This window comes from Bosea sp. 124 (assembly GCF_003046175.1).
Lineage (GTDB): Bacteria > Pseudomonadota > Alphaproteobacteria > Rhizobiales > Beijerinckiaceae > Allobosea.
In genome coordinates this window covers 4,193,070-4,211,063 of the sequence record NZ_PZZM01000001.1, presented here as the reverse complement: position 1 = coordinate 4,211,063, position 17,994 = coordinate 4,193,070, and the positions used below count along the sequence as shown (strand labels likewise).

Annotated in this window: 16 protein-coding genes and 1 tRNA gene; 7 read left to right on the top strand and 10 right to left on the bottom strand. The window is 68.3% G+C overall.

The genetic code is table 11. The features are described from left to right. Positions 1-22: 22 nt before the first annotated feature. A complete protein-coding gene (locus C8D03_RS19980) occupies positions 23-769 on the top strand; it encodes a bestrophin-like domain (protein WP_108049034.1) in 747 nt (248 codons plus the stop codon). Between the two features lie 55 nt (positions 770-824). Here C8D03_RS19980 and C8D03_RS19975 read toward each other — a convergent pair whose 3' ends face one another. Beyond that, entirely contained in the window at positions 825-2,147 is a 1,323-nt protein-coding gene (locus C8D03_RS19975) for a serine hydroxymethyltransferase (RefSeq protein ID WP_108051843.1), read from the bottom strand. Positions 2,148-2,276: 129 nt separating this feature from the next. On the opposite strand from C8D03_RS19975, the gene C8D03_RS19970 reads away from it, so the two are divergent. Beyond that, a complete protein-coding gene (locus C8D03_RS19970) occupies positions 2,277-3,170 on the top strand; it encodes a LysR family transcriptional regulator (protein ID WP_108049032.1) in 894 nt (297 codons plus the stop codon). Positions 3,171-3,183: 13 nt separating this feature from the next. Here the strand turns inward: C8D03_RS19970 and cysE are convergent, their stop codons facing one another. Together cysE and C8D03_RS19960 are read right to left on the bottom strand one after the other, a co-directional pair. Next, positions 3,184-4,032 carry a serine O-acetyltransferase gene (cysE, locus tag C8D03_RS19965; protein ID WP_108049030.1) on the bottom strand — a complete coding sequence of 283 codons (849 nt, stop codon included), beginning with the start codon at positions 4,030-4,032 and terminating at the stop codon, positions 3,184-3,186. 188 nt (positions 4,033-4,220) lie between these two features. Beyond that, entirely contained in the window at positions 4,221-4,988 is a 768-nt protein-coding gene (locus C8D03_RS19960) for an alpha/beta fold hydrolase (protein ID WP_108049028.1), read from the bottom strand. A gap of 99 nt (positions 4,989-5,087) precedes the next feature. On the opposite strand from C8D03_RS19960, the gene C8D03_RS19955 reads away from it, so the two are divergent. From C8D03_RS19955 to C8D03_RS19940, 4 genes are all read left to right on the top strand, one after another. Beyond that, positions 5,088-6,071 (top strand): heparan-alpha-glucosaminide N-acetyltransferase, encoded by a 984-nt coding sequence (locus tag C8D03_RS19955; RefSeq protein WP_181301126.1) that lies wholly within the window; start codon positions 5,088-5,090, stop codon positions 6,069-6,071. Between the two features lie 88 nt (positions 6,072-6,159). Continuing rightward, entirely contained in the window at positions 6,160-6,411 is a 252-nt protein-coding gene (locus C8D03_RS19950) for a zinc-finger domain-containing protein (protein WP_108049024.1), read from the top strand. A 137-nt stretch (positions 6,412-6,548) separates the two neighbouring features. After that, positions 6,549-7,688: an FAD-dependent monooxygenase gene (locus tag C8D03_RS19945; protein ID WP_181301124.1), complete on the top strand. Its 1,140-nt coding sequence runs from the start codon at positions 6,549-6,551 to the stop codon at positions 7,686-7,688. A gap of 103 nt (positions 7,689-7,791) precedes the next feature. After that, the gene (locus C8D03_RS19940; protein WP_108049020.1) at positions 7,792-8,109 is read left to right on the top strand and encodes a hypothetical protein; all 318 of its coding nucleotides are present in this window, start codon (positions 7,792-7,794) and stop codon (positions 8,107-8,109) included. 9 nt (positions 8,110-8,118) lie between these two features. Here C8D03_RS19940 and chrA read toward each other — a convergent pair whose 3' ends face one another. From chrA to C8D03_RS19925, 3 genes are all read right to left on the bottom strand, one after another. Then, positions 8,119-9,513: a chromate efflux transporter gene (gene chrA, locus C8D03_RS19935; RefSeq protein WP_108049018.1), complete on the bottom strand. Its 1,395-nt coding sequence runs from the start codon at positions 9,511-9,513 to the stop codon at positions 8,119-8,121. A 10-nt stretch (positions 9,514-9,523) separates the two neighbouring features. After that, entirely contained in the window at positions 9,524-10,342 is an 819-nt protein-coding gene (locus tag C8D03_RS19930) for a chromate resistance protein ChrB domain-containing protein (RefSeq protein WP_108049016.1), read from the bottom strand. Between the two features lie 133 nt (positions 10,343-10,475). After that, positions 10,476-11,738, bottom strand: coding sequence for a hemolysin family protein (locus tag C8D03_RS19925; RefSeq protein ID WP_181301338.1), 1,263 nt, complete (start codon positions 11,736-11,738; stop codon positions 10,476-10,478). A 129-nt stretch (positions 11,739-11,867) separates the two neighbouring features. Here C8D03_RS19925 and C8D03_RS19920 point away from each other — a divergent pair, with 129 nt between their 5' ends. Next, positions 11,868-12,545 (top strand): DUF938 domain-containing protein, encoded by a 678-nt coding sequence (locus C8D03_RS19920; protein WP_108049012.1) that lies wholly within the window; start codon positions 11,868-11,870, stop codon positions 12,543-12,545. A 25-nt stretch (positions 12,546-12,570) separates the two neighbouring features. Here C8D03_RS19920 and C8D03_RS19915 read toward each other — a convergent pair. The 4 genes from C8D03_RS19915 to C8D03_RS19900 all read right to left on the bottom strand — a co-directional run bounded on the left by C8D03_RS19915 (position 12,571) and on the right by C8D03_RS19900 (position 17,955). Continuing rightward, positions 12,571-12,657: transfer RNA gene (locus tag C8D03_RS19915), tRNA-Leu, on the bottom strand. Between the two features lie 104 nt (positions 12,658-12,761). Further along, positions 12,762-13,418 carry a DUF1190 domain-containing protein gene (locus C8D03_RS19910; RefSeq protein ID WP_181301122.1) on the bottom strand — a complete coding sequence of 219 codons (657 nt, stop codon included), beginning with the start codon at positions 13,416-13,418 and terminating at the stop codon, positions 12,762-12,764. A gap of 28 nt (positions 13,419-13,446) precedes the next feature. Continuing rightward, on the bottom strand, positions 13,447-15,027 hold the full coding sequence (locus tag C8D03_RS19905; protein ID WP_248308541.1) for an AMP-binding protein: 1,581 nt from the start codon (positions 15,025-15,027) through the stop codon (positions 13,447-13,449). A gap of 96 nt (positions 15,028-15,123) precedes the next feature. Further along, positions 15,124-17,955 carry a phosphoenolpyruvate carboxylase gene (locus tag C8D03_RS19900; protein WP_108049007.1) on the bottom strand — a complete coding sequence of 944 codons (2,832 nt, stop codon included), beginning with the start codon at positions 17,953-17,955 and terminating at the stop codon, positions 15,124-15,126. Positions 17,956-17,994: the final 39 nt, after the last annotated feature.

Genomic DNA, 17,994 nt, shown 5'->3' with positions numbered 1-17,994 from the left:
TATCGAGCAGCAGGTGCCGGCCATGAGCCCCTTCGCAATCGGCGGCATCGCATTCCTGTGCGTCTTTGGTGCCGCCTCGATCGGCATGCTGCTGCGCTCGCGCCTGCCGGACCATCACCTGAGCCCGGATTCCAGGGACGCGATCAAGCTCGCCACGGCCGTCATCGGAACGCTGTCGGCGCTGGCCCTCGGCCTGCTGATCGCCTCGGCCAAGCGGTCCTTCGACGAAGCCGGAGTCGAACTCAGGACCACGGCCGCGCGCATCCTTCTGCTCGACCGCGTGCTCGCCCATTATGGGCAGGAAGCCGCAGAGAGCCGGGACACGCTTCGCCGGCTCATAGAGACCCGGTTGAGCCAGGCCGCCGCCGCTGGCGAAAGCGTGATGGACGACGGGCTCGACGTCGAACCGATTCAGGACACGCTGAGAAAGTTGTTGCCGCAAACCGACGCCCAGCGCTGGCTTCAGTCGCGGGCGCTCCAGCTCAGCGGGCAGATCGCAGAAGCACGCTGGCTGCGGGCGGAAACAGAAGCCGGAGGATTTCCCGGCGCGTTCCTCGCATTCCTCATCCTCTGGCTGTCTCTGCTCTTCGGCTCCTTCGGAATCCTGGCGCCCCGCAACGGCACCGTCATCATGATCTTCCTCGTCTGCGCCCTGTCGATCACGGGAGCGCTCGTTTTGATCATCGACATGGACCATCCCTATCTCGGATTCATCCAAGTCTCGGATGCACCGTTGAGGATGGCCCTCCAGCGGCTTGGCCAGCCCTGAGCGACAGGCCACGCCAGCCGGCACGCACCGGCCTATTCCGGCGCGCGGCTGCCCGTCAGCGCATGAAATGCAGCGTCGTGAACTTGTGCCGGAAGGCGGTGACGTCACGGGCGATCGCCTCGGCCGGCCGCGAACCGCTCAGCCCCTCGGCGATGTATCCGGCGAGTTCCGGCATGTCGGCCGGCGTCATGCCGAAGCGCACGATCTCGGGCGTTCCAAGCCGCAGCCCGTTGATGTCGCCCGCCACCTCCGGCAGCGGCAGGCCGATGCCGCAGCTCAGGATGTTGATCGCGCGCAGCTTCTTGGCCGCCGCCTGGCCGCCGCCGTAAGCGCTGGCCTCGATCGCGAACTGATGCGAGGTCGTGATGCCGCGGTCGCGCGCGAAGACCGGCACCTGCCGCTCGGCCAGCGCCTCGCCGAGCGCCTTGGCGGTCGCCGCCATCATCTGCGCATAGGCTTGGCCATGCTCCTTCCAGTCGAGCAGCGTGATCGCCAGCGAGGCTGACTTCGCCGCGTCGAAATTCGCCGTCAGCCCCGGATAGGCGATCTCGTCGAGGCGCCTGGCGATCTGCGCATCGTTGGTGACGATCAGCCCGGAGGGCGGCCCGCCTAGGCTTTTATAGGTGCTCATCGTCATCAGATGGGCGCCTTCCTCGAGTGGCTGCTGCCAGCCATGCCCGGCGATCATCCCCGACATATGGGCGGCGTCGAACAGCACGAGCGCGCCGATCTCGTCGGCGATGGCCCGGATCTCGCGGATCGGATGGGCGAAGAGGTTCAGACTCGCCCCGATGGTGATCATCTTGGGCTTCAGTCGCAGTGCATCCTCGCGCAGCCTGGCGACATCGACCGTGTAGTTGACCGGATCGACCGGCGCCGGATGGGTGACGATGCCGTAGAGCCCGGCTGCGCCCGCGCCATGATGCGTGACATGGCCGCCGATCGAGGGCGGCGGAGCGATGATGCAGTCGCCCGGCTTCGCCGCGACCATGAAGGCGTAGAGATTGGCGATGGCGCCCGAGGGCACGCGGATTTCGGCATATTTAGCGCCGAACACCTGCGCCGCGAGTTCGGCGGCGATGATCTCGATCTGCTCGATCGCCTCCAGCCCCATCTCGTATTTGTCGCCGGGATAGCCCAGCGACGGCCTTGCGCCGAGCCCCGACGCCAGCGCCGCCTCGGCCCGCGGATTCATCACATTGGTCGCGGGGTTGAGGTTGAAGCAGTCGCGCTCGTGAATGATCCGGTTCTCCTCTGTCAGCGCCGCGATCCGCGCCTCGACCGCATCGAGCGACTGGCCGGCGACGGTCGACGCGACCTCCAGCACATAATCCTCGCTTGCCGCGGGAACCCAGTCGCGCCTGCCCAGTGCCGTCATCGCCATCTCTCCCGCCTGCCGGTCCGAAGGAAACCGCAGCCATAAGAGCGATTTGCCCCGCGTCGCGCAAACGAGTTATCGTCGCCTCAAGGCGGAGGAAATCTCAGCCTTCCGCCTGGACGCATCGCCATGCCCGTCAAGCCGCCCCGCCCGCGCCTGCCCTCGCTCAACGCGCTGCGGGCCTTCGAGGCCGCGGCGCGTCTCGAAAGCTTCGTCAAGGCAGCCGACGAACTCAGCGTCACGCCGGGCGCCGTGACCCAGCAGATCCGGCAGCTCGAGGCCTGGCTCGGCCTGAAACTGTTTCGAAGGCTCGCCCAGGGTGTCATCCCGACCGATGCGGCCCGGGACGTGCTGCCGAGGGTGACGCGCGGCTTCGATACGCTGGCGCATGCGGTCCAGGGCCTGCGCGAAAGCAATGGCAGCCGCGCGCTGACGATCGCGGCCTTGCCCTGCATCGCGCAGCTCTGGCTGTCGCCGCGGCTGGCGGAGTTGCAGCACGTCTGGCCGGACCTGCAGATCTCGATTTCGGCGATGGAACAGCCGCCCGATCCACGCCGCGAACCGCACGACCTCGCGATCTTCTACCATGAGCCCGGTGCCGCCACCGACGGTATCGCGGTTCCAGAAGCCGACGCGATTCTGCCGGTCTGCACCCCCGCCCTAGCCAAGACGATCGCGAATCTCCCGGACCTGGCCGGCCATGCGCTGTTGCACGACGCGGTCTGGCGCGGCGACTGGGCGCGCTGGCTCGCCTTCGCCGGCGGCGGCGCCGATGTCGATGCGACGCGCGGGCCGAGCTTTTCGCTCTACAGCCTGGCGCTGGACGCGGCCCTGTCGAGTTCAGGCGTGCTGATGGGCCGCACCAGCCTGATCGGACGCCATCTCGCCGATGGCAGACTCGTCGCGCCCTTCCCCATGGCCCTGCCGCTTCGCGACCGGCTGACGCTCATTCCGGCACCGGCAGGACAGGTCCATCCGCGACAGGCGGAGATCGCCGCATGGCTGGCCGCATCGGCGTCCTAGGCTCCCAGGCAGCTCAGATGTTGGCGCCGGTGTCACCCGCCAGAATCTGGTCCATCGAACGCGACGGCTCGGCACAGCCGGCCTCGCCCACGACCTTCGCCGGAACGCCTGCCACCGTCTTGTTGCGCGGCACCGCCGCCAGCACGACCGAGCCTGCCGCAACGCGGGCGCATTGTCCGATCTCGATATTGCCGAGGATCTTGGCTCCGGCGCCGATCAGCACACCCTTGCGGATCTTGGGATGCCGGTCGCCGCCCTGCTTGCCGGTGCCGCCCAGCGTCACATCCTGCAGCATCGAGACATCGTCCTCGATCACCGTCGTCTCGCCGACGACGAGGCCGGTGGCATGGTCGAGGAAGATCCCCTTGCCGATCTGCGCGGCCGGATTGATGTCGGTCTGGAAGACCTCCGAGGAGCGACTCTGGAGATAGAGCGCGAAATCGCGCCGTTCCTGCCGCCACAGCCAATGCGCCAGCCGGTGGCATTGCAGGGCGTGAAAGCCCTTGAAGAACAGCACCGGCTCGAGCACCCGGTAGCACGCCGGATCACGGTCGAGCACCGCGAGCACGTCGGCGCGCATGCCTTGGCCCACCGCCTCGTCGGCCGCCAGCGCCTCGGCGAAAGCCTGCTCGATCAGGTCGGCAGCAACAGCCGGATGGCCAAGCCTCGCCGCGACGCGATGACCGACCGCGGCCTCGAAGCTCGGCTGGTTCAGCACGGACGCGACGATCAGGCTGCCGAGCGAGGGCTCGGCGGCGACTGCGGCCTCGGCCTCGCGGCGCAGCCGCGACCAGACAGGATCGAGTCGGTCGAGCCCGGTCGCGTGATCGCGGACTTCTGCGACGGAACGCCCTGACGACATGGTTGTTCTCCGGGAAAGCTCGTTTGGCGGTGCAAACACTAGCACCGGATGCGTCATCCGCGCCAAAGGTGATTGCACGGCCGATCTGAAACAGCGTGGGGCGCGGCGGATTCAGTCTTTGAACGGCCGTCGACAACACATTGACGTTGCAGGATTTTGCGCCACGGCTCTAACCAATATGCTCATTCTCACAAACGCGACAGGAAATCGAGCACCGCCTGCTTGTGGCTTTTGTCGCCGACCGCGAGATTATGGTCGCGCCCCTCGATGTCGAAGGATTCCGCATCCGGGATCAGCGCAGCCAGCTCGGCTCCGGAGCCAGCGACATCGTCCTTCGTGCCGACGCTGACCAGCGTCGGCGCTGTGATGAGTCCGACCTCCGCCACGCTCAATGTCTGGCGCGAGCCCCTGATGCAGGCCGCCAGCGCCTTGAGATCGCTCTTCGTCGCCTCGGCGAAGGCGCGGAACATGCGCTGCATCGGATCGGTGAGAACGTCGAGCGACGGCGCCTCCATCGCGTCCGCAATGCCGAGCGGCAAGCCGACACCCTCGACCAGATGGATACCGAGTCCACCGAGCAGCAGCGCCTTGAGCCGCTGTGGATGCGCCAGCGCCAGATGCGCCGAGATCCGAGCCCCCATCGAATAGCCCATGACGAAGGCGCGGGGGATGTCGAGATGGTCCATCAGCCGCCGCACATCCTCGGCCATGATCTGCGAGGAATAGGCGGCGGGATCGTAGAGCTTCTCGCTCTGGCCATGGCCGCGATTGTCCAGCGCCACGACCCGGTACCCGGCATGGGTCAGCGTCTTCGTCCACTGCGTGTTGACCCAATTGACCATGTGGCTGGAGCCGAAGCCGTGGACCAGCATGATCGTCTCATGCCGGTTGACGTCGCCTGTGGGGGCGAGATCTATGAAGGCGAGGTTGACCCCGTCGGACGAGAAATTCTTCATGGTGGACCGTTGCGATCGGCAGAGGGCGGTGCCCCTCACCTGCCACGACGGGCGCGCTTTGGGTAGCGGCACCGGCGCAAGCTGCCTATGAAGGCGGCCATGAGCGACGCCACACTCGCCACGACACATATCCCGTCCCGCTCGCGCCTCGAACTCGTCGATCTGGCGCGCGGCATCGCGCTGCTTGCGATGTTCGTCTTCCACTTCGCTTATGACCTGTCCTATTTCGGGCTGATCGATGTCGACGTACCGGCCGAGCCGGGCTGGCGCTGGTTCGCGCGGTTGATCGCGGGCTCGTTTCTGACGCTCGTCGGAATCAGCCTCGTGCTGGCGACGCGCCACGGCCTGAACCGGCGCGCCTGGCTCGTGCGCCTCGCCATGGTCGCGGGGGCAGCCGCGCTGGTGACGCTTGGCACCTTCGTCGCGATGCGGCCGAGTTTCATCTTCTTCGGCATCCTGCACCATGTCGCGCTGGCGAGCCTACTGGCGCTGCCCTTCCTGCGCCTGCCGGTGATCGCCGTCGCAGGCGCCGCCGTCATCGCTTTCGCCCTGCCCTTCCTCATCGTCCACCCACTGCTCGACGAGCCGCTCCTCGCCTGGCTCGGCTTCTCGCGTGCGCCGATCGTCACGGCCGATTTCGTGCCGGTGTTCCCCTGGTTCGGCTGCGTGCTGAGCGGAATCGTGCTGGCGCGGCTGGCGCTGCCACGGATCGAGGGCTCGACCGCAGCCAGCTGGCGCGCCACCTCCCGGCCGGCACGGCTCGTGGCCTGGGGCGGCCGCCACAGCCTTCTCGTCTATCTCGTCCACCAACCCGTCTTCATCGGCCTGCTGATGCTCGCGCTCCAGATCATGCCGGCGCGGCAGGCGTCCGAGGAGCGGCCCTTCATGCTTTCCTGCCAGCGCAGCTGCGCGCAGGGCAGCCTTGGCGCCGATGCCTGCGAGCGCCTTTGCGCCTGCACGGTCGATTCGCTGAGGCGGGAGGGCCTCTGGCCCAATGTCCGCGCCAACGCGGTCACCGAAGCCGAGCAGGCCCGCATCGCGGCGCTCGCACAGGCCTGCCTGCGCCCGGCGGAACGGCGCTGAGACAATCGCGCACTGGCGCGAGCCGGCGCGGCGCGATAGTTTGCGCCGACATCACGAGGCAAGACCTCTCGAAGCAAGAGCGACGATCATGGCCGATCACGGCATTCCGCATTTCCAGAACGACGCCGGCGTCGCCGTCATCCATGTTGGCGCGCATGAATTCATGTGCATCGGTGCCAAGCCGCCCTTCGACCACCCGCATGTCTATCTCGACATGGGCGCAGACCACGAGATCGTCTGCCCCTATTGCTCGACGCTGTTCAAATACGATGCCTCGCTGAAGGCCGATGCCTGCTCGCCGCCGGAATGTGCCCATCACGAGACGGCCAGAGCGGCCTGAACAAGGCGGCCTGAAACGGCCATAGCGGCGCGGGTTCTGAGGGGCCCCCGCGCCTCTCCCGAACCGACTGTTGAAGGCGTTTGGCTTTGTCTGCTCCTCATTTCGTGATTGCCGGCGCCGGCATCGGCGGTCTGGCCATGGCACTGTCCCTGGCCCGCCGCGGCATCGCCGTCACCGTGATTGAGAAGCGGACCGGCTTCGGCGAGCTCGGCGCGGGGCTTCAGATCACCCCCAATTCCGGGCGCGTGCTCGATGCGCTCGACCTCGCCTTGCCGCTGAAGCGCGTCAGCGTCAGTTCGCACGGTCTGCTGATCCGGCGCTGGAGCGATGGCCGGGACCTGCTGGAGATGCCCGCGCATCCGGAACGGCTGCCGACGCCCTTCCGGCTGCTGAAGCGCAACGACCTTCACACGGTGCTGCTCGATGCCGCGCGGGCGATGCCCAATATCCGCCTCGTGGTCGGGCGCGGCATTCAGGAGGTCACCCAGGACGAGGACGGCGTCTCGACCACCCTCACTGGGCAGAACGGCCATTGGGAGAGCTTCCACGGCCTCGGCCTGATCGGCGCCGACGGCCTGTGGTCAAGGATTCGCGACCTGACGGGCGACACCTCGGCGCCGATCTTCACCGGCTACGAGGCCTGGCGCGCGCTCGCGCCCGGCGACAGGGCGACCGCAAAGACCGACCGGCCCCGCGTAAGCCTCCATCTCGGCTCCGGCCGTCACGCCGTGCACTATCCCGTCGCGGCCGGCCGGGAGACCAATCTCGTCGTGGTCAGGCAGACGAAGGAGGCCCGTGAGGGCTGGTCGCGCGACGGCGACGCACGCGTCTTGACCGACCACGTCGCCGGGGGCTCGCAGGGCCTGCGCGAACTGGTTGCCTCGGCCGCGGGCTGGCAGGTCTGGTCGCTGTTCGACCGCAAGCCGGCTGCAATGGCGAAGGGGCGGATCGCGCTGCTGGGCGACGCCGCCCATCCCGTCTTGCCCTTCCTCGCGCAGGGCGCATCGCTTGCGATCGAGGACGCCGCCGTACTCGCCCGGCTGCTGGCGGAGGCGCTGCAGACGGAGGGCGCGCGCGGCGTGCCGGGCGCTATGGCGGCCTATGCGGCGGCCCGGTCGGCCCGCGTGGCCCGCGTCCAGGAGGTCAGCCGCGGCAATGGCCGGACCTATCATCTCGGCCGGCCCTGGAGCCTCGGCCGGGACATCGTCCTCCGGCGCCTGGGAGCGGACGGACTGCGCGACCGCTACGAATGGCTCTATGATTGGCACGATGCGTAAAACGGCGCGGCCTGACAAAGCAACGCGGCCTGACGTTTGGTGATCTCGTCTTCGCCGCATTTCGTACCTAGTTTCAGCTCTCTCTCAACCGGACGAAGGCGACATGATCCGCGTCAATCTCTACGAGCAGCTTGGCGGCCGCACTGCCCGCATGCCGCGCTGGGCCGCCTGGCTTGCGATGGCGGGCAGCCTCGTGATCGGCGTGGTGCTGTTTCTGGTCGCCGCCAGCCTGGCCCTGATCCTGATTCCGATCGTCGCCGTGGCCGGCTCGATCGCGGTCTGGCGCCTGCGCAGCCGGATGAAGGCGGCGGGCTTCGGCCAGCCCGGGTCGTTCCCGCAGCAGCGCGGGCAGCCGGGGCATGTAGAGATCGTCGACGCCGAATACCGCATCATCGAGCAGGGCGAACCGCCCCGTCGGTGAGCGCGGAGCTCAGGGCGCCAGCCGCGTCAGCACCACCCCGGCTGCGGCACAGGCCGCGAGAACCGGGATCATCCCGGCCTTGAAGCGCAGCATCGCGACCATGGCTGCGGCCGAGAGCAGCGCTGCCCGCCAGTCGAGCGACGCCAGCACCGGCCAGTCGGGCGACAATCCGAGGACTGCGACCGGCCGCACCTGCCTGAACAGCACATGCAGGCCGAACCAGAGCGCGAGGTTCATGATCACGCCGACGACCGCCGCCGTAATCGCGCCCAGCGCCGCCGAAAGCGCCTTGTTGCCGCGCAGCGCCTCGACATAGGGACCGCCCAGGAAGATCCAGAAGAAGCAGGGTGCAAAGGTGACCCAGAGCGTCAGGAAGGCGCCGAGGCTGCCGGCCAGCAGTGGCGGCAGATCGCCAGGTGCGCGAAACCCGGCGAGGAAGCCGACGAACTGCAGCACCAGGATGAGGGGCCCCGGCGTCGTCTCCGCCAGGCCGAGTCCGTCGATCATCTCGCCGGCGAGCAGCCAGCCATGGGTCTCAACGGCCGCCTGGGCGACATAGGCCAGCACGGCATAGGCGCCGCCGAAGGTGACGACCGCCATCGTGCTGAAGAAGCTGCCGAGCTGCGTCCAGACACTGCCACTGCCGGTCCAGAGCCGCAGCAGCAGCACCGGCCCGAGCCAGAGCGGCAACCAGAGCGCCAGCGTCCGCAGCGCCTTGCCGGCCGAGGGCCGGACATGGTCGAGCTCGCCGCGTGCGAACAGCGCATCGACGAGCCCCGTCACATCGGGGCCCGACTTGCCATGGCCGGCCTGCGCCCCGAACAATCTGGGCGCAAACCAATGGCCGATCCAGCCGACGATGCCGGCCGCCAGGATGATCGCCGGAAACGGCGCCTTGAACAGGAAGATCGCCACGAAGGCAGCGACCGCGATCGCCACCATCGCCCTGTTCTTGAGCGCGCGTCGGCTGATCCGCAGGCCTGCCTCGATGACCACAGCCAGGACCGCGGCCTTGACCCCGAAGAACAACCCGTCGACGAGCGGCACATGCCGGTAGAGCACATAGAGGATGCTCAAGCCTAGCATAACGGCCGCGCCGGGCAGGATGAAGAGCAGCCCCGCGACCAGCCCGCCGATGGTCCGGTGCATCAGCCAGCCGATATAGACGGCGAGCTGCTGTGCCTCGGGCCCCGGCAGCAGCATGCAGTAGTTGAGCGCATGCAGGAAACGCTCCTCGCCGATCCAGCGCCGCTCCTCGACCAGCTCCTTGTGCATCAGCGCGATCTGCCCGGCCGGCCCCCCAAAGGAAAGCAGCCCGATCCGCGCCCAGACGCGCGTCGCCTCGGACAAAGTCGGCAATGCCGCAGGGGCCTCGATGCCTCTATCAGTCGTCACGATCTTCATTCCCGCAGCCCTACGAGATCGCCGGCCCGGCGGGCCAGTTATGGCTTTCCTCGCTCGCATCCCGGCACCAGCGATAGAACGCGTCATAAAGCAGCATGCCGGCGTTCAACTGCTCGAGATCATCTCTGAACATGCGCGACAGCCCCAGCGAAGCCGCCAGCAACCCCGCCGCCTGAGGCGCGCGCTCCAGCGCGGCGGTATCGGCGGCGCGCACGATCGCAGCCAGCCGGTCGAGCGCCGGGCTTGCAAGACCGAACTCTTCGATCATCACGTCGAACGTGCAGCGTTCCTCACGATGGCTCCAGAATACCCCGTCGATGTCGAACGGCGTCGCCCCGAAACGCTCCGCCACCGCCGCCACCTCCGACGGCGAAACGAACAGGAACACGGCGTCGCGATCGACGAAGCGTCGGATCAGCCAGGGACAGGCGATCCGGTCGACCTTCGGTCGCGTCCGCGTGACCCAGACGGTGCGGCCACGGGAATCGCGCGGCGGCAGCTTTTCACTGCGCACCAGCAGGCCACCTGCATCGCGCCAGGCCTCGAAGCCACCTGCCAGATTCTCCGCGGCGATGCCCTGATGGCGCAGCCAGGCGGCCGCGCCTTCGCTGAGTTTCAGGCCGCGCTGGCATGATACGACGACGCGCCGGCCCGCATAAGCCCCGGCCCATGCCGGAACATCGGTATGCGAACGCTGCTCCGAAGCGGGCAGCAGGCGCGGATCGGCCGCGACATCCTCCGGAATCCGGACATCGATGATGACCGGAGCGTCGGGCAGGCCGATGAGCCTCGACAATTGGGCAGCGCTGATCGCGATGTTGGAAGACATGGGCGTCCATCCTGAAGATGAGGAATATGGACGCGAGCCTTGGGCCGGAGCCTCACGGGGTCGTCGCGGTGAACCCCTTGCCCGACTTTAGATCATGCCTTGCCGGCTTCCGTCAACGCGGCCCGTACCGCGTTCAATCGATCCGGCTGACCAGGATCTTGTCGATCCGGCGGCCGTCGAGATCCACGACCTCGAAGCGCCAATGCCCCTTCTCGAAGACCTCGCCAACATTGGGCAGGTGGTTGAGTTCGGCCAGGATGAAGCCGGCAACCGTCTGGAAATCGGCATCACGCGGGATGTGGATACCGAGTTCGTGAGAGAATTCGTCAACCTGCATCCAACCGGCGACGAGCCAGGAGCCGTCCGCCCGCGCCACGATCGGCGGTTCGCTCTCCTCTTCCTCCTGGAAGGCGCCGATGATCGCCTCAAGCACGTCGCCCGGCGTGATGATGCCTTCGAAATGCCCGTACTCGTCGAAGACCAGCGCCATGTGGACGCGCGACGCCCTGATCTCGCGCAGCACCTGCAGCGCACCAGCCGTATCCATCACCACGGGCGCGTCGCTGACCAGCCCGCGCAGATCATGCGTGCCCCCGTCGGAGAGGAAATCGATCAGTTCCTTGACGACGACGACACCGATGATCGAATCGGCTTCGCCATCCTGCACCGGCAGGCGCGAGCGGCGCGTGGCGCGCAGTTGCGCCCGGATTTCGTCGGCGCTGTCGGCGAGGTCGATGACCTCGACCTCGCGGCGCGGCGTCATCAGCGCCCGCGCCGAACGGTCGGCCAGGCGCATCACGCCCGAGATCATCTCGCGCTCGTCGCGCTCCAGCACGCCGGCGGTCTCCGCCTCGGCGATGATGGTGCGGACCTCTTCTTCCGTGACCTTCTCTTCGGACTCGCCCTTCTGGCCGAGCAGGGCCAGCACCGCCTTGCCGGAGATATCGAGCAGGAAGACCAGCGGCGCGCCGATCCTGGAGAGCAACGACATCGCCGGCGCGACGCGGGCCGCCACCCGCTCGGGATCGCGCAGCGCGATCTGCTTGGGCACGAGTTCGCCGACGATCAGCGACAGATAGGTGATCGCGACGACAACGAGGCCGACGCCCAGGCCGTCCGAAACCGCGGGCGTGAAGCCCTGCGCCATCAGCCATTCCGACAACCGCGCTCCGAGCGTCGCGCCGGAGAAGGCGCCCGACAGCACGCCGACCAGCGTGATGCCGATCTGGACGGTGGACAGGAAGCGGCCCGGATTGTCGGCAAGGCGGATCGCGGTGGTCGCGCCCTTGTTGCCTTGGTCGCTGAGAACCTTGAGTCGGGCCGGGCGGGACGAGACGACGGCAAGTTCAGACATGGCAAGGAGACCGTTGATCACGGTCAGGGCCACGACGATCAGTATCTCGGTTAACAAAACCAGTCCGTGCCATGCGAAACCGCGCTTGTCGGCGGCCCGCTTCGGATTTCCTTATAGCCGATGATTGCCCCATGGCGATGGGGCGGCGAAAAAGATTCGGGAGGATCGCGCATGACCGATCGCAAGCCTGCTCCATGGGAGCCTTCGGCCAACGCCAATCCGCAGGACGACAGGCGCCTGCGCGCGCCCGCCGCCGCCCGCAACCGCGACGCCATCCTCGACGTCCTGCGCGCAGAGCTACCGGCAACCGGCATCGTGCTGGAGATCGCCAGTGGCTCCGGGGAACACGCCGTCCACTTCGCCGGCGCCCTGCCCGCCCTCGCCTTCCAGCCGAGCGACCCGAACCCCGATGCCCTCGCCAGCATCAGTGCCTGGGCGGCACAAGACGGCGCCGGCAACATCCTGCCGCCGCTGCGGATCGACGCCGCCGCAGAGGATTGGCCCGCGAGCCTCCGGTCGGAGCACGCACCGGCCGCGATCTTCTGCATCAACATGATCCATATCGCGCCCTGGGCGGCAGCGCAGGGCCTGCTCCGCCATGCCGGCCACCTGTTGCCGCCGGGCGGGTCGCTGATCCTCTACGGCCCGTTCAGGCGAGGAGACCGCCCGCTGGAGCCGGGCAACGCCGCCTTCGATGCCAGCCTGCGCGAGCGCAACCCGGAATGGGGCCTGCGCGATCTGAACGAGGTCGCGGCGCTGGCGGCGGAAGCCGGCTTCGGCGAACCTAAAATCGTCGAGATGCCGGCGAATAATCTGAGCGTGGTGTTCAGGAAGCAGGCCGCTCGCTGATGCGAAGTGGCGAGAGCCGATCCGATGGTGCGGACGGCGGGGATCGAACCCGCATAGCCTTGCGGCTGAGAGATTTTAAGTCTCTTGCGTCTACCAGTTTCGCCACGTCCGCCTGGACGAGAGCGGTAGCGGCCGCAGGGCCGGCGCGCAAGCGCGGCCAAAGGATAGCGGCGCCAGAGGTAGCAACGCCCAGCGGCTTCTGTCCGGCGCGAACGCTCAGTTCCGCCGGGCCGGCTTGTACCATTCGACGCCATCGGGATCGACATAGAGGCCGGGCGCCACGTCGGAGCCGATCGCCTTCTGCTGCATCGGCACGCGCACCGTGTCGTCGCGGTCGCCACGCTTCACGTAAGGGGCACCCTGCTGCGCGGCATGGCCATGTCCGCCGCGCGTGGCGGCGAGGCCGACCGTGCCCTGCCGGCCGGCGACCTTGTCCTGCAGCTCCGTCACCGGCCGGCCCGCGAAGGCGGCGCGGCCATTGCCCTCGACCACCGGCCAGGCCCGCCGCGCAGTTCCCTCGCCCGTCACCCGGACCCCGGTGAAGCGCGGGACATAGGTCGCACCGCCCTTGCCGAAACTCTCCCAACCGCCGGCCGAGATCATCTGGGCGCCGCAGCGCTTGTGGTTGCGCTCGCACAGCGCCCGCGAGGCATAGCGCGGCGCCTTCTGTTCGAATTCGGCGCGGGCATTGCGATAAGCGAATTCGCACTGCTCCGTCGTGAGCAGGCCGGCCTGGATGCACTCATCGCGGCGCTCATAGACCGGCCCCGAAGTCTGGGCCGAGAGATCGGCCGGGGCGGCCAGGAACAGGGCGGGAGCCAGTGCTGCGGCCCGCAGGCCGGCGACCAGCGAAAGAGCTGGGGTCATGATCATGCGGTGCAACATAACCATGATTGTGGCCTCACAGCAGCGCGCGCCGCGAGGCCGCAAGCTCCCGCGTCGCGCCATAGTCGATCTTGCCGCTGCCGAGCACCGGGATCGAGTTCGTCACCAGGATCGCGCGCGGCACCCACAGCTCCGGGAAGCCCTGGGCTTTCGCCGTCTCCTGCAGCACCCCGCGTTCGGCATCGGGCTTCTCGGTGACGAGCACGAGCTGCTCGCCCTTGCGCGAATCCGGCAGCGCCACGACGACATGGTTCTGGTCGGGCCACAGCCCCGAGATCATCGATTCGACCGCTGCGAGCGAAACCATCTCGCCGCCGAGCTTGGCGAAGCGCTTGGCGCGGCCGCGGATGACGACGAAGCCGTCCTCGATCGTGACGATATCGCCGGTATCGTGCCAGCCATCCTCCGGGGCCACCACGACGCCCGGCCGCTCAACGCTGAGATAGCCGGCCATGACATTGGGCCCGCGCACGCAGAGCCTGCCGCCCTCGGTGATGCCCTCCATGGCGTGGAGCTTCGCCTCGATGCCGGGCAGCAGGCGCCCGACGCTGCCCTCGCGGATCGCCAGAGGCGTATTGCAGGCCAGCACCGGCGAGCACTCGGTGCAGCCATAGCCTTCCAGGATCGTGGTGCCGTAGGGCGCCCACATCCGGCGCGTCTCCGGCTTGACCCGCTCGGCCCCGGCCACGACATAGCGCACGCTCTTGAGGTCGTTCGGATCGGCGGCGCGGGCATAACCCTGGAGAAACGTGTCGGTCGCGAGCAGGAAGGTGGCGCCGGTCTCTGCGATCAGCTTCGGCACCTGCTTGTAGTGCAGCGGGCTCGGATAGAGCACGCATTTCATGCCGTGCAGCAGCGGCACCAGCAGCCCCGCCGTCAGCCCGAAGGAATGGAAGGCCGGCAACGGGTTCATGAAGACGTCGCGCTCCGAGATGGCGCCGGCCGCATGGGCGAAGACCTGGCGCGCATTCGAGACGAGATTGGCGTGGCTCAGCACCACGCCTTTCGGCTTGCCCTCCGTCCCGGAGGTGAAGAGGATGACGGCGGGATCGTCCGGCCCCGCCTCATGGGCGCGATGCGCCAGCCCCGGCACGAGGCTCGCCAGTGCGCCCAGCGCCTTGTCGAGGCTGGTGATCTGCTTGCGCAGATCCTCGAGAAAGACGATCCGCCTGCCCTCTCCGAGCGCCTCTAGCTCGTCGTCGAGCTTGGCCTGGTCGACGAAGCGGCGCGAGGTGACGATCGTCTTCAGCTCGGCGAGTTCTCCCGCCGCCCGCAGGTTCTTGACGCCGGCCGTGAAGTTCAGAAGCGCCGGCACGCGCCCGAAGGCGGTGAGCCCGAACAGCGTCACCGCCATGGCCTGCACATTCGGCAGCAGCACGCCGACATGCTCCTTCGGCTGCGTCAGGCCAGCCAGCTTGCGGCCCAGCACCAGGGCCCCGAGCACGAGGTTGCCGTAGCTGAGCGGTTTGCGCTCCGGATCCTCCAGCGCGATCCGCGCCTTGCCATGGCGCGAGACCGCCTGCAGCAGGGCCCGAAACAGGCTGACACGGGCGCCCGCGGCGTCAAAGGCGGGCAGGTCTCGATCGGCGTCGGCCATGCTTGGCTCGGCTCCCGGCTGGCGTTCCTCTTGGCTCCTAACTAAGCCACTCCAGCCGGGTTGCAATGAAAGCCTGCTTGGATGGAGCCCTCAAGCTCAGCCGAAGGCCCCGATCTCATGCTGGATCGCGCCCGATATCTCGCGTAGCAGCTCGAACTGGGCCTGCATCGGCGCGATCACGTCGCGATGCAGCGCCTCATAGGTGCCGGCCTCGCGCGGCCCCGGCGGCTCGCCGAAATCGAGCCCGATCGTCGGGTCGGGCTTCAGCGGGAAGATCTCCGCCAGCAAGGCGAGACAGGCCGGAACGTCGAGCCGGAGCAGACGCTCGACCAGCGCCTCGCGGGTCAGGCCCGCATGCGGGCGGAAATCCGGGATATGGCTCACGCGCAGCCAGATGCCATGCATCGCCGCCAGCCGCAGCGCATGCAGCGCGACGAGCCTGACGGGCATCTCCGGCGTTTCGCCGGCGGCGGCCTTCAGCTTCAGCGCATCCGAGGACAGCCGCCAGAACAGCCGCCTCAGCGCCGGCGCGAGTTCGAGCCGCGCCAGCGCGTCGGCCACGGCGAGCAACTCGTCACGGCGGCCTTGCCGCGCCGTGCGCCGCGCCCGGTCGAACCAGCTTCCGGGGTCGAGCGTGTCGAGATAGGCGCGCAGCACGTCGAGATCGCTCGCCGCCATCGCGTGTTCGGCCAACCGATAGGCCCGGTCGAAGCGGTCGGAGCGCTCGCGCATCGCATTGAACAGGTCGGGCCCGCGCGACGCCGCCTGCCCGATGCCATGGACGCTGTTCGCCAGCCAGCCGAGCTGCTGCAGGATCGCGTTGTTGGGAATGGCGCGCAACTCGCGCGGGTGGCGGATGCGCGTCGGCCCACCGGCATCGCTTTGCCGCGCGGCCGGGCGCGAGCCGGTCTTGTCGAGAAGCGACGGGCCGAAGGTGCCGATCAGCGCCGCATAGCCCGGATCGTCGACGAGGCTGACCATCTCCTCGCGAACGGTCTGGAAGAACTCGGTCGCGAAATCCGGCTCGTCATAGACCGGGTCGGGCGCCAGCTGATCGACCGGCGCGAGCACGGCTTCCGCGATGCGCCCGACCGTCGCCGCAGCCAGCTTCGGCGTGCCGAACAGCATGTAGCCGTCGCTGCCCTGAAAGCTGGTCTCGCGCACGGTCTTGACGCCGGCTTTGGCGAAAGCCTGCCGCGCCCAGGCGGGTTCGAGATAGGCCAGCCGGTCGGCGAGGCTGGCGGGATGGGCGCCGCGTCCGGCCGATTCGCCATGCGTGTCGAAGATCACCAGCTCGACATCGGCGAGATCGTAGCGCACCAGAAGCTCGCAGATTCGGATGCGCAGCCGCTCGACGAAGAAGGTCGCAGCGACCTGTCCGATATAGCGACCGGAATCGGAATAGCCGAACTGGACGCAAAAGCGCCCGTGGCGCTTGAGATAGGTGCGGAAATGCGGGCTGCGCAGCGCCTCGTCGATGATGCGCGGGCCTTGCTCCAGCGCATCAGAGGTTTCGAACAGCGGCGAGATCTCGACACGGTCGGCGATGCCGAAGCGGCTGGCGAGCCAGAGCGCACACAGCAGCGTATAGCCGGTCTCGGTCTCCGCCACGAGGAAACGCACCGGCCTCGTTCCGTCGACATGCTTCACGATCTGCGCGATCGTCATCAGCATGCGCGTCGCCGAGGCCCGCTCGGCCGCGAGCGCGCCGAAATCGACCGCGATCGGCAAGACCTTGCCGAGCAGAGCGTTGACCGCCGACAGGAAGGCCCGCCGCTGTGCCGGCTGGGTCGGCTCCTCGTCGAGCGGGATGACGGCGCGCATCGCATTGTGGAGCTGCGAGGCGTTGAGCCGGAAATGCGGCAGCGCGATCGAAACGCCATGCGCGACGCAGCCGGCCTTCACCAGGCAGAGCGCCAATGTCGTCGGGTCGTCGTCGGAACGGGCGAGCGCCTCGTCCAGTGCCGCGATCAGCGGCTCCGCGTCGGGCAGTGCCGCTTCGCGGTCGTTGACCAGCGCCAGAGCGAAGGCCTGCATGGCCGGCAGGCCGGGCTGGGTCGAGATCGGCGGCGCCAGAGCGAGCTGTCTTTCGACGGCCGCCTGCGCCTGCCCCACCAGATCCCGCACGGCGGCGGTCGCGGGCACGGCGGGGAGCTTCTCGAGGATGCGGGCGAACTGCCCCTGCTTCGATTCGAGCCGATAGCGCAGCGTGTCCCACCAGCCGATATCGGTGCGCCCGTCGGTATCGCAACCGACCCAGGATGCGAGGATGACCGGGCGCGGCGCGAGCTGCATCCAGCGCTCCGGCCAGCGCTGCCGCGCCACCCGCAGCACGGCCGCATTCAGCCGGTCGATCGCATCGCGCGCATGGCGCACCGCGTAGCGGGCCTGCTCGAACTCGTCCTGCAGGGTGATCCGCCCGTCCGGCCGGAAGGAGAGCGCCGCATCGTCGATGACGCTGTCGCCGGCATCGCCACCCGAGGCAAGGTCGGCCAGCGCATGGGCGAGCTTCCGGCTCATGCCGAAGGTCGGGTGCGCGGTGAAGACGGCGGCGAAGCGCACGCGCTCCACGCGCGCCCGGAAGCTCTCGAACGGATCGGGCTGCGTCGCCGCCGCCTCGGCCAGTTGCTCGGCCAGCGCCGCGAAAGCCTGCTCACCTTCGCCCGCCAAGCCGACATAGCGCGCGACGCGGCGCGCCCGCTGCCGCAGCGCCTCCCGGCCCAGCAACCGCACCAGTTCCTGCGCGGCCTCGACCGAGAGCTCGCCCCGGTCCATCCGCCGCGTCAGCCAGAGCGTGACGCGCAGAACCGGATTGCCGAAGGGGTCGTCGGGCGAATCGGCGCGCGCCTGCACGATCTCGGTCTGGAGCTTCGCCGCTAGCTCCATGGTCGCATCTGCCGCCATCGGAGCTTTCGCCCTATCGTTCATGGCATTCGCCTCCCTGCTTCTTCGTGAGGCAAGTTCTGG